The following is a 12,535-nucleotide window of genomic DNA, read 5'->3' as shown; positions in this document are numbered from 1 at the left end:
CTGCTTCCTTCTGATCGGCGGATCCGCATACGGGCAAAGCCTCGCCGTTACCGCTCGCGCGTCTCGCGAGCGGCCCTGGAGTTGATGAGCTGTGGTGTGTGCTAACGAGGGGCGACGCGGTTATGCGTCGCCCATCTTCGGTGCTGTCAGGCGGCGTGTGGCAAGGCAGGCGCGCCGGTGGCCTTCACCGGCTCCCGCTCCGCCCGGATGTGCTGTTCGATCTTCTCGAGGCAGTCCGAGCCGATCTGGCTCGGCGACTTGGCGCCAGTCAGCGTCATGGTCACCTTCATGTCGGCGGCGAACAGCGAGAGCAGACGCGCGACGCCGGCCTCGCCTTGACCGGCGAGTGCGTAAATATAGGCGCGTCCGAGCATGACGCCCTTGGCGCCGAGCGCCAGCATGCGGACGACGTCGAGGCCGGAGCGGACGCCAGAGTCCGCGAGGATCGTCAGCTCGTCGCCTACCGCCTCGGCCACCCGCGGGAGAGCCCGCGCGGTCGGAATCGCGCCGTCGAGCTGGCGGCCGCCATGATTGGAAACGATGATGCCATCGGCGCCAAGCCGCACGGCATCGCGAGCGTCCTCGGGGTCGAGCAAGCCCTTGATGATAAGCTTGCCCTTCCAGCTCTCGCGGATCCATTCAAGATCGCTCCAGCCAATCGACGGATCGAAGTTCGAGCCAATGAAGCCCATATAGTCGTTCATACTCATCTTGCGGCCGGAATAGGTGTCAATGTTGCCGAATGACAAAGGTCGTCCCAGGAGGCCGACATTCAAAGCCCAGTGTGGATGCGTGATCGCCTGCAGATATTGGCGGAGCGTAGCGCGCGGGCCTGACATTCCCGAGCGGTTGTCGCGATAGCGCGAGCCCGGCACCGGCATGTCGACGGTGAAGACCAGCGACTTCATGCCAGCCGCCCAGGAGCGTTCGAGCGCATTGCGCATATAGCCGCGGTCCTTCAGCACGTAGAGCTGCGACCAGAGTTCGCCGTCGGCGCCGTGCGCCACTTCCTCGATCGGGCAGACCGACACGGTCGACAGCGTATACGGAATGCCGACCTTCGAGGCGGCACGCGCGGCCTGGACCTCGCCGCGACGCGCATACATGCCGGTCGCGCCGACCGGGCCGAGTGCCACGGGCATCGACCATTTCGACCCGAGGATCTCGGTATGGAGCGTCGGTTCGCCGACGCCGCAGAGCACACGCTGACGCAGCGCGACGGAGGCGAGCTCAGCCGAATTGGACTTCATCGTGTTTTCGGTGACAGCGCCACCGTCAATATAGTCGAAGAGAAAACGCGGCAGCCGACGACGGGCAGCTTCGCGAAAGTCTGTAGGAGCCGAGACGATCATTTTACTTTCCTTTCGTGGTTCACTTCGGTTGCTGGCTGCTTCGAAGTTTCTACGAGGAAGGTATGGCGCATCTTGCCATTCGCAAAATGAAACGTTCGACTTCATGTCAGTCGAATTTGGAATGCGTCGCGCCTTTTAAGCTGCCTTTTTGGCAGGGCCGGTTATTGATCCGCGACGATTTCCTGGACGAGATCAATGAACGCGGTCGCCGCTTTCGGCAGATAACCATCGCGCCGCCAGGCGAGGGACATATCCCAGACAATGTCCGGATTATCGAGCTCGAGGATGGCGACGCTGTCCGGCCGGTCGGCCATCGCGACCATGCGCGGCATGAACGCCACGCCCAGCCGCGCCTCGACGAGTTTGGCGATGAACCGCGTCTGGGCCGACTGCATGGCGACATTCGGCACGAAGCCCTGACGGCGGCAGGCGGCGAGGATCATCTCGTTCAACGCAAAGCCCTGCTGGAACAGAAGGAAGGACTGGTCCTGCAATTCGGCCAACGAGATCGAGGTTTTTCGCGCCGGGTATGCGCCTTCTGGGGTGAGGACGACCACGGGCTCGCGCCGGACCTTGCGATATTCAAGATCGCTTTCGACCGGGAGCAGGATGCCGGCGACATCGAGATCGCCGCCCCGAAGCAACTCATGTAGACGCGCGCTGCCATGCTCGATGAGATTAATCTGTATGAGCGGAAACCGCCGGCGATATTCTGCAATCACGGGGGCGAACAGCGTGTCGCCCCCCACTGTCGGCACGCCGACGCGCAGGACACCGCGCTTGAAGCTGTGTAGCTCGCCGATCTGCATCAGCAGTTCGTCCCGCATGGCGAGCATGTCGAGCGCGCGCTGGTAGACCAGGAGGCCTGGCTCGGTCGGGCGCGGGCGTGGTGCGGACCGGTCGATCAACTGGACGCCGACATCCTCCTCGAGCTGCTTCACCATCTTGCTCACCGTCGATTGCGTGGCGAAGATCGTCTTTCCGGCTTCGGTGAACCCGCCGCAGCGAATGACTTCGACAAAGGCGCGCAGGGTCCGAAGTTCCATCTTCCATTCCTCATTGGGCGGCGTTTCGTGGCGATGCAGCTGTCCCAACGGACTGCCATTCAATACCAGAATTCGATTAGGTCACGAAAGTCGTTTTGAGAATGTATTCACGGAGATGCCGGCGGCTTGATGGCCCTCGAACCGGACAAGATCTTCTGCGAATGCCATCGTCTTCGCACCGTGGCCAGCACGTTTCGATCGACTATCTGAGCCACCATGCCAACAGCGTCGAACTCTACCTTGAGGAGACGCTGACCTGTCGGTCCCGACTACGAAGCCATCTGTAGCCCTCCACCGCCGCGCGCCAAAACCAGCCGCGAGATGAACCGGTGCGATCGCGTTCTGCGCGCAAGCCAAACATTCCATAATGGACTTATTGTTAGTCATATAAGTCATTTAACGAATAGAACTACCCAAGTTATCATGCAGATATCTCAAACAATGTGGGCAGGCCCCGCCAGGGGCATACGAAGGCGTAAATCCGAATGGCGACGATCGACACCAGGAATGAGAGCGCCAAGTGCCTGCTTTCGCGGCGACACAGAGCCGGGCACGCGCCGCTGCTGAGCGCCCTCGTGCGCTTCCTCGAAAAGAATTCGGTCGCGCTGACCCCTGAACAGATCGGATTCATGGAGGGCCTTCGTGCCGCCACGGCAGTAGCGGTGGTGGTGGCGATCGCGTGGGTGCTGGACGCCCCGACGCTTGGCTGGGCGGCTTTCGGCGCCTTCTGGACCTGCCTGGCTGATCCCGGCGGCCCGGACCGCGAGCGGTTCCTTGCCATGGGCGGTCTTGCGATCGCCGGAGCGATCACCGCGCCGCTTGCCGCCACGCTTGCCGAGTTCGGCCCCCTGATCGCTGCGCTCTTCCTTTTGGCAACCGTGTTCCTATACTCGCTCAGCCGCGGCTGGGGTCCAGCCGCCGCCCCTGCCGGCCTGATGGCAAGCGTCGTCGCGGTGGTGGCCATCAGCTTTCCGCGCCCGCCCCTCGCCGCCGCTGAACTGGGGATTACATTCTTCTCAGGCTCGATCTGGGCGACGACGCTCTGCCTGCTGATCTGGCGGATCCATCCTCATGGACCCGCGCGCCGTGCGGTCGCCGCCGCCTATGCGCGCCTCCAGGACATGCTCGCAGATCTGCTGCCTGGAGAGTCTGGAACGTCCAGCTCAAAAAAATCCGTCACCCTGGCCGCCGACCACCGCCGCGCGGTACGCAATGCCATCGAACATGGCCACGCGCTTCTCGCCCGGTTGCCATGTGAGGGCGACGTCGAGCGCGACTATATTCGTGCGGGTCTGGATGTCGCCGACCAACTATTCGCTACCCTGATCGCCATCGAGCACCGTGGGAGGAACGGCTTTGCGCCATCGGATGGGGCCGCGTATCGCGAGACAATCGGCATTCTGGCCGAGGCGCTTGCCGAGTTGAACCATCAATCCGGGCGCCGCATGCCCGATGGCAGTGCGCTGGTCGCGATCGCCAAGTGCCTGAAGAGCGAGCCGCTCGCCAAAGGAACTTTGTTCGCGAAGCTGAGCGCGCAAAGCGCGGCCGCGCTCGATTCGCTCATCCGGCAATGGCCGCCCGTCGCGCTTGCGCCAAGGCGTAATCCCATCGCATCGTGCAAGCCGGCACAGTCAGGCAGCGGCCTGTTCGCCCCGCCGATCGTCAGGCATGCCGTTCGCGCGGCGATCGCCGTGATGGTCGCCTATGCCGCCGCGCAGTTCCTTCGCCTCGACTATTCCTACTGGGCGACTATGGCAACCGTGGTCTGCATGCAGCCAGGCGCGTCCGCGACCTGGCGCAGGAGCCTGGAGCGCATCCTCGGAAGCGTCACAGGCGCTGTCATCGCGGCCGCGGGCGCAGAGCTTCTCTCGACCCAAGGAGCGCTGCTTCTCGTCATCTTCCCGGTCGCCGCCGCGACGATCGCGCTGCGGTCGGTCAGCTATACTCTGTTCGTGGCGTTTCTGACCCCGCTCTTCATCTTCGTTTCCGAGCTGCTCCAGCCCGGCCATAGCCTCGCCTGGACGCGCGCGTTCGACAACGTCGTCGGAGCGCTCATCGGCGTCGGCATCAGTTCGCTCTGGCCAGAACGCGTGCGGGACGCGATGGAAGCCGCCTTGTCGAAAGCCATTGACGCCAATCTCGCTTATGCCGAACTGGTTGCCGGTCAGGCTGGCTCGGCAGATAGCGCGATACGCGACGCTCGGCGTGCCGCCGGCATCGCCAGCACTGCTGCCGAAACCTGCCGGCAACGCCTCGTGCTCGAGGGACGGCGATACAGCTCGCATCTTGACGAAGCCGCCGACGTGCTCGCTGCACTCCGCAATCTAGCCGGCGCCGCAACCTCTGAATGGCTCGAAGCCGACAGACCTGGCGGCAGCAACAAGACGCTGCTTGAGGCGATCGATCGCCTTCGCCATTGGCGCAGCGCAACGCCGAAGTTTTTCGTGCCTGAACAGTCGATACCAACTAACGGATTCACGACCGATGACCTCGCCGAGAGCCTGCATAGCCTCGGCGCACAGCTTTCGGTCTACCTGAGGGCTTTGGTGTGAGGCGTGGCCATTTGCTGCAGAATTGGAACTGCGTCCAATCCCTTGCGCAAGACGTCCATGAAGGTGAACGATACCATTCAGCGCGAACGAGCGCTGCGCCAAAGCCGCAAATGCTTTTCGAAGCGGCCGAGTGAGCGCGCGTAGTCTTCCGCATGCGTTCGTTCATCGCCAAGTCTTGTATAGATCTGTCGGACGAGGTTCTCGCAACTTGGAAGCTGGGGCGCGCTGTCACCCGCGCTACCCTCAAGGAGATCGTTGGCCAGGTCTTTGGGAAATCGGTATAGCGCGGCGATTAGGCTGTATGCCTTTCAACGCTGATACCGAATAGCAGACAAGCTCCTCAGCGGAAAACTCATAGTGACTCGACGGCAGTGCTCCGATAATTCTGGGATCCAGTAGAACGCCGATGGAGGCGCAAAAACAGGCAGCTGCCAAATCGACGTTCGTTGGAAGGAACTCTTCCGCTGCGATGCCGGCGCGAATGAGTTCTCCCACGCCGTTATGAAGTCGCTTCAGATAATTCCGGAATGACGGCCAATCGCCTTCTGCCGCAAGAACAGTAAGTTTGAACATCTGGCTGTCGTTGCGAAGGGCGTTCAGTATTAACCGATGATATCCTAGCGCGGTGTCTTTCAGGCGGTCCGCCACACTCGCCAAATCGCCGTCGGCCCAGGCGGTAAAGCAGAGATCGCTTTCGAAAAAATCCTCCGCAATCGCATCCCATATCGACGCCTTCGAAGGAAAGATTTTATATATGCTCGCCGGTGACTTCCCGAGAAGTTTGGCAATATCAGCGACGTTTGTCTTTGCAGGGCCGTAAAGCCGGCACGCCGCCGTGCCGGCTTCAACGATCTGAATTGTGAATTCCGGTCGTGGCTGGTTCCTTGCAATCATGCCAACTTCCATTTGCAATCCCGCCGAGTTCCTCCAGCGATGTCCTTTGCCCTGCCTTCGAAGATCCGTTGATAAAGGCCAAAGCCGAATGGCATTGAGGGCCAGGCTTCATCAGATGGCGGTCTGAAGGTGCTCATTCTTCAGTAAGAGATCTGACCGTTCACCATCCGCCCGCTGTCTGACGTGAGCTCTCGCTTGAGAACATCACGCGCCTCCGGGCTGATGACAGCAACCGGGGCCGCGACAGCTACGCGCGCCGCCGAACCCGCGAAATCGGCCGCAGTCATCCCGATTTGGTCCGCAACATTCGTCGTTCCTCCCTCAAGGCTTTGCCCCGCCAGCCGCTGTCCAAGCAGGCGCACGATCTCCGGACTGTCGGCGAAGGTGTTGTGGCCGAGGGGATCATTGGTCGCGATTGCGCTCGTGTCGATGACGGAAACACCGAGTTCTTTGAGGAGGGGCGCGTAGGGCCTGAGATCGGACCCGCCGACTCGATTGACGCCACCCGAAAGCCAGCCGGAGACCTCCAGTGCCTTGTCGCGGGTCGATGTCAGGATGGCGAAATGCGGGCGCTTGGGTCCCATCTCCATGAACTGACGGCGAAATACGTCGATGTCGATATCCGGCGACGCCAGAACCACATTCTTGACCTTTACCGGAATCGATTTTTCGCGCATGGCGACGCCGCGCAGGGCCTCTGCGGCAAGCCAGCCGCCCATGGAGTGAGCCAGGATCGTCACGTCGTCGACGTCGGGGCTTTTCACAGCCTGGAGGATCAGATCCTCGAGGGCACGGCGTGAATAGTTGGCGCTCTCCTTGTCATAGAGGTAATCGAAGACGCGGCCTCTTGAGGGCCAGGTAAAGAGGATCGGCGCGGCGTCGGTTCCCGAATCATGGACGATCTGCGCGAAGCGGAAGACTGCGTCGGCATAGGTGTTGTTGAAGCCATGCACGAAGATGATGACCTGATGCCTCTTGTTTCGGTTCCTTCGGTACCAGTCCAGGGCCTTGCCTTCGGATTGCACCTTGGCGACATCAGTGACCGCGAACTCCTTTTGCGGGTTGGGCGGCATGCGGGACGGCCACTGCACCTCTCCGATCTTGCGGTTCCGATCGGGCGGGATGGATATGTCGATGCTGTTAAGGGAAATCGCCGTCCCGCGGTCGCCGGAAAAGAGACTGCCAGGATCGTCCGATGGCTTGCGGGTTGTAGCGACGAGCATGGTGACCCGGCTTGTGCCGGTCGGGGCCGCAGCGAGAGGCCGAAGGACGTCCTGCGCCCGGTTGGCGCAACCCGATACAGCGAGAGCGAGGGCCACAAGGACCGGGACGGCTCGGCCCAGGCGGGCGGCGATCGCCTTGGCGAACCCAAAACCAAACCCGGTGAGACCCTGGGCAATTCGCCCAGGGAACGAGAGCGATGTGGTCATCTCAGTGCTGCTCGACTTCGCGAGGGATCCGGAACCAGGCGACGTAGAGCGCCGGCAGGAAGAGAAGTGTGAGCGCCGTGCCGACGACGATCCCACCCATCATCGCGTAGGCCATGGGACCCCAGAAAATCTCGTGCGAGATCGGGATCAGGGCGAGCGTTGCGGCCGCGGCAGTGAGCATGATCGGCCGCATGCGGTGCTCGGTCGCCTCCACCACCGCCTTCCATGCCGACAGTCCCTCTGCACGCAGCTCCTCGATCTGGACGATCAGGATTACGGAGTTGCGGATGAGGATCCCGACGAGCGCGAGGACGCCCAGGAGTGCGACGAACCCGAGCGGCGAGTTGCTGGCGAGCAGCGCCACGACGACGCCGATGAGCGCCAGCGGCGCCACCGAGAAGACCAGAAACAGCCTGTGGAAGCTCTGAAGCTGGATCATCAATAGCGTCGCCATGATGACGAACATGGCCGGCGCCACCTTCGCGATCGGACCCTGCGACTTGGCGCTTTCCTCGACCGCGCCGCCGACCTTGACAGTATACCCGGCCGGCAGCGTCTTTTCGAAGGCTGCGACCTTGTCGGACAGCGCCTTCACGACCGTCGCCGGCTGCGTCGCATCGCCGATTCCGGCCTTGATCGTGATGGTCGGAATTCTGTCGCGCCGCCAGATTGTCGGCTGTTCAAGCTCATAGTGGAAGGTTGCCACCGATGACAGCGGCACGGACTGGCCGCTGCTGCTCTGCAGTTGCAGGTCAAGCAGGGTGTCGATCGAGCCGCGCTCCTTTTCTGCGGCACGGCCGATGACATCGACCAGATAGATGTCGTCCCGGACCTGGGTTACGGCATTTCCTTGTACGACGGTGTTGAGCGCCATTGCGATGTCCTGCGACGAGACACCGAGCTGCCTGGCCTTGTCCTGCAGCACGTCTATCTTCACGACACGGGCCGGTTCGTTCCAATTGAAGGCGAGGTTTCTGAGCGAGGGATGGGTGCCGACGATCGAGCCCAGCTTCTGTGCCAGGTCGCGCACCCTCTGCAGATTTTCGCCGGACACACGGTACTGGATCGGCTTGCCAACCGGGGGTCCGATGTCCAAAAGCTTCACGTAGGCGTCCGTTCCCGGAAAGGTCTTCTGAAGGTAGGCCTCCATCTGCTGCTTCAGCTTGTCGCGGACGTCGAGGCCTTTGGTGACGATGACAGTCTGGCCAAAGGACACGTCGGCCGGCTGCACGTCGAAGGACAGGACGAAGCGCGGCGCACCCCTGCCGACGTATGTCGACCAATGCTCGACGCCAGGATTGTCGGCCAGCATCTCATGCTCGAACTGGGCCATCTGGCGGCTTGTTTCGGCGATCGAACTGTTCTGCGGCAGGTTCCAGTCGACGATCAGTTCCGGACGATCGGAACTCGGGAAGAACTGCTGCTGCACCATCGACAGGCCGACGATCGATCCGGCGAAGAGAAGAACCGTCGCGACGATCGTCATCCAGCGCCAGCGCAGGCAGAACTGCAGCAGGCTTGAAAACACCCTGGCAACGCGCCCCTTGTGCTCGGCGTGCTTCTTCATGGTCTTCGGTAGAATGGTCACCCCGATCAGCGGCGTGAATACGACCGCGACGACCCATGAAACGACGAGCGAAACCGCGATGACGACAAAGAGCGTGAAGGTGAACTCGCCGGCGTTGCTCTTGTTGAAAGCGACGGGGATGAAGCCCGCGACCGTTACCAGCGTGCCGGTCAACATCGGAAACGCAGTCGATGTGTAGACGTAGGTGGCGGCCTTCGTGAGACTGTCGCCCGCTTCCAGCCGTGCGACCATCATCTCGACGGCGATCATGGCGTCGTCGACGAGGAGGCCGAGCGCGATGATCAGCGCTCCGAGCGAGATGCGCTGCAGCGAGATGCCCGTGTAGAGCATCACCAGGAAGGTGATGGCGAGCACCAGCGGGATCGCGATTGCCACCACCAGGCCGGCCCTCATCCCGAGGCTGATGAAGCTGATCGCGAGCACGATCGCGACCGCCTCGAACAGGGCCTTGGTGAAGCCCCCAACCGCCTCGTCGACCACTTTCGGCTGATCGGAGACTTTTTCGACGGAGACGCCGACCGGAAGCTCCTGGACGATGTTGCCCATCGTCTTTTCGAGCGTTTCCCCAAACGCGAGCAGGTTGCCGCCCGTCTTCATGCCGATCGCGAGGCCGATGGCCGGCTTTCCGTTGAAGCGGAAAAGCGACGTCGGCGGGTCGACGTAGCCGCGGGTGATCGTTGCGACGTCCGTCAGCGGGAAGAAGCGGTCGTTGACCCGAAGATTGATCCCACGCAAGGTGTCTTCGGAGATGAAGCGCCCGCCGACCCGCAAAGCGACGCGCTCGGGCCCGGTTTCCACGAAGCCGGACTGAGTGACGGCGTTTTGCGCCTGCAGCGTGGCAATGATCGCGGAGCGGTCGATGCCGAGGGCGGCGATCTTGCGGGTGGAGAATTCGAGGTAGATCACCTCATCCTGCGCTCCGACGATATCGACCTTGCCGACGTCGGGGATCTTGAGGATCTGCGTTCGGGCGGTCTCGGCGTAGTCGCGCAGCTCCCTCTGGCTCAGTCCGCTGTCGCCCGTAAAGGCAAAGATATTGCCATAGACGTCGCCGAACTGGTCGTCGAAGAAGGGTCCGACAACGCCCTGTGGAAACTCGTGCCTGATGTCGTCGATCAGGTTGCGGACCCGCGACCAGGTGGGCTTCACGTCCCGTGCATTTGTATCCGGCAGCAGGTCAACGAAGACGATCGTCTGACCGGCTGTCGTGATGCTGCGGGTATGTTCGAGGTTGTCGAGTTCCTGCAGCTTCTTTTCGATGCGGTCGGTAACCTGCTGCGTCACCTCCTCGGCGGATGCACCAGGCCACTGGGCCTGGATCACCATCGTCTTGATCGTGAAGGACGGATCCTCCTCGCGACCTAAGCCGAGATAGGCAAAGGCGCCCGCTAGCGCAAACATGATCATGAAATACCAGACGAGAGAGCGATGCTCGAGTGCCCAGTCCGAAAGGTTGAATTTATTCACGGGCGTTGCTCCTGTCCGAGTTTCACTTTCTGTCCATCGACGAGTTCATCGATTCCGGCGACGACGATCGCTTCGCCTTCCCGCAGGCCCGATAGAACCCTGACGGAACGGGCGCCAGATTCCGGGCCGTCGAGTTCAACCGCTCTCGGAACCACCGTGGCTGTCGAGCGATCCACCACCCAGACCTGGCTGGCACCGCCTTCATGGCGGATGGCGGAGAGCGGCAGCGCGATCGCCTGCTTCCTTTCTCCGACAAGCGGCGTCGCGGTGACCACGGCGCCGAGGCGGAAGATGTCGGGCGCCTGATCGATGGCGATCTTCAGTCGATAGGTGCGGGTATTCGGATCGGCCTGCGGCGCGATCTCACGAACGACGCCAATGGCTTGAATTTTGCTGTCGAGCTGGAGGGCCACATTGAAGCGGTCGTCCTGGCGAACGTTGCTGAGCTGCGCCTCCGGAACGTCGACGACCACGTCGCGCTGTTCGAGGCGTGCGAGGCTCAAGACCGGCTGGCCGGCCGAGACGGTCTGGCCCGTTTCTGCGGACGTGGCCGTGACGACGCCATCGAATTCGGCCCTCAGTTCGGCGTAGCCAAGTTGCTCGTGCGCCTTCGCAAGGCTGGCCGCTGCTTTGGCAGCATTGGCGGTAGCCGATTTGAGCTGCTGTTCGGCAAGATCGTGATCGGCAACGCTTGCCGCATTGCTCTGCATCAGCTTTCTCTTTCGCGTCTCGGTCGTCGCGGCGTTCTCCAACTGTGCCTGAGCGTTGCGCAGATCGGCTTCGGCGCTCTTGACGGCGAGCTGCAGCGTGAGCGGATCGATCTCCGCTAGGACATCGCCCTTGTGCACCAGATCGCCAACATCGACCTTGCGAGACACCATCCGCCCAAGAGTCCGGAACGCCAGATCGGTCTCGATGCGGGCTCGCACGACGCCGGGCAAGCTTGTCGCTTTGTTCTGTTCGACCTCAGCCATGACCACTTTGACCAGACGGGGCGTTGCCTGCTCTCCTGCCTCCGACCTTTGATCGCAGCCAACAAGCAGAGAAATCGACAAGAGAAATGGAAGAGAGGTACCTATGCGCACGAGTGTCATCTCACTTGCCTTCCCAGGCGATTGCCTGGCCTTCCTTGAGAAACTTTCCGCCTTCGGTGACAACCAGGTCTTGTGGGGCGACGCCGCTGGTGACGATGAAGTCGCTCTGGCGGTATCGGCCGACCGAAATCTTGCGGAGCGAAACGGAACGGTTTTGGGTGTTGACGAGCCAGACGGCGGGTTCGCCGTCGGCTGATGCGATCGCGGTGTAGGGCAGCACGATACCGTCCCGCGGCGCGGCGCGCAGCTTGCCCACGACGGGCGTTCCAAGCGGCCACGGCGTGCTCTCCTGGAGCCCCACCTTGATCCGGATGGTGCCTGCTTTTGCGTCTATGACCGGCGAGACCTCGCGGATGTTGGCGTGGACGTCTCGCGTGGGGTCCGAAACCGGTGCGACGACGACGTCGTTCAAAGGACGGCCGTCCAAAAAGAATGCTTCAAAGACATCAAACACCGCATCTCTTGGACCGTCGTGGGCGATCGTGAAGGCCGATTGCGCCGCTGAGACGACCTGCCCGGCTTCAATGCTGCGCGCGGTGATGATGCCGTCCGCGGCCGCTCTCAACTCGGTGTAGGACAGCGCGTCCTTCGCCGTCGCGAGCGCGGCCTCGGCGGCCTCGAGGGAAGCCTGCGCACTCAGAAGCTCTTTCTGGGCATCGTCAAAGATCGCCCGCGGGACCGCCTGTGACTGCAGGAGTGACGTCGCCCGGTTGAAGGCGAGCGTCTTTTGCGCGAGGACCGCCTGCGCCGACTCCAGTGCTGCGCGGGCGACACTGACGTCGGCCTGTTGCTCCGTGTCGTTGAGCTGGGCCAGGACGTCGCCGGCGTGGACATGCGACCCGACATCGACCTTTCTCTCGAGAACTCTACCGCTGACGCGAAAGGAAAGTTCAGTCTGGACCCTTGCCTTCACCTCGCCGGTGATTTCCGCACCGGGTTGATACTGCGCCTCCGCGGCCGAGACGGCGCGAACCTGCTGCGGCGGCGGCGCCACTTCAGCTTTCTCCTCGCAGGCAGCCAGAACTGCGCAGGCGAGACCAATTCCCAGCAATCGAAAGGACTGCATGTTTTGCTCCGGTATGGTTGCGAAGAGACGCGTTGTTGAGCGGCCA

8 protein-coding genes are annotated in these 12,535 nt (G+C 62.2%); 1 reads left to right on the top strand and 7 read right to left on the bottom strand.

Going from position 1 to position 12,535, the window contains the following annotated elements; translation table 11 throughout:
- Nucleotides 1-146: 146 nt before the first annotated feature.
- Entirely contained in the window at nt 147-1,352 is a 1,206-nt protein-coding gene (lldD, locus tag FHT71_RS17725; protein WP_132590484.1) for an FMN-dependent L-lactate dehydrogenase LldD, read from the bottom strand.
- A gap of 161 nt (nt 1,353-1,513) precedes the next feature.
- Entirely contained in the window at nt 1,514-2,398 is an 885-nt protein-coding gene (locus tag FHT71_RS17720; protein WP_132590482.1) for a LysR family transcriptional regulator, read from the bottom strand.
- A 485-nt stretch (nt 2,399-2,883) separates the two neighbouring features.
- On the opposite strand from FHT71_RS17720, the gene FHT71_RS17715 reads away from it, so the two are divergent.
- The gene (locus FHT71_RS17715) at nt 2,884-4,950 is read left to right on the top strand and encodes an FUSC family protein (protein ID WP_132590480.1); all 2,067 of its coding nucleotides are present in this window, start codon (nt 2,884-2,886) and stop codon (nt 4,948-4,950) included.
- A 243-nt stretch (nt 4,951-5,193) separates the two neighbouring features.
- Here FHT71_RS17715 and FHT71_RS17710 read toward each other — a convergent pair whose 3' ends face one another.
- The 5 genes from FHT71_RS17710 to FHT71_RS17690 form a co-directional block, all read right to left on the bottom strand.
- Nucleotides 5,194-5,856, bottom strand: a complete 663-nt coding sequence (locus FHT71_RS17710) for a TetR family transcriptional regulator (RefSeq protein WP_183721217.1) — start codon at nt 5,854-5,856, stop codon at nt 5,194-5,196.
- A gap of 128 nt (nt 5,857-5,984) precedes the next feature.
- On the bottom strand, nt 5,985-7,274 hold the full coding sequence (locus tag FHT71_RS17705) for an alpha/beta hydrolase (protein WP_183721214.1): 1,290 nt from the start codon (nt 7,272-7,274) through the stop codon (nt 5,985-5,987).
- Nucleotide 7,275: 1 nt separating this feature from the next.
- Nucleotides 7,276-10,329 (bottom strand): efflux RND transporter permease subunit, encoded by a 3,054-nt coding sequence (locus FHT71_RS17700; RefSeq protein ID WP_132590474.1) that lies wholly within the window; start codon nt 10,327-10,329, stop codon nt 7,276-7,278.
- Nucleotides 10,326-11,423: an efflux RND transporter periplasmic adaptor subunit gene (locus FHT71_RS17695; RefSeq protein WP_165933110.1), complete on the bottom strand. Its 1,098-nt coding sequence runs from the start codon at nt 11,421-11,423 to the stop codon at nt 10,326-10,328. The genes FHT71_RS17700 and FHT71_RS17695 overlap by 4 nt, the downstream gene beginning before the upstream one ends.
- A gap of 1 nt (nt 11,424) precedes the next feature.
- Complete coding sequence (locus tag FHT71_RS17690; RefSeq protein WP_132590472.1) at nt 11,425-12,489, bottom strand: efflux RND transporter periplasmic adaptor subunit; 1,065 nt, start codon at nt 12,487-12,489, stop codon at nt 11,425-11,427.
- Nucleotides 12,490-12,535 lie beyond the last annotated feature (46 nt).

Source organism: Rhizobium sp. BK060, from assembly GCF_014193145.1.
GTDB lineage: Bacteria > Pseudomonadota > Alphaproteobacteria > Rhizobiales > Rhizobiaceae > Rhizobium.
This window is presented reverse-complemented; position numbering and strand designations above follow the sequence as displayed.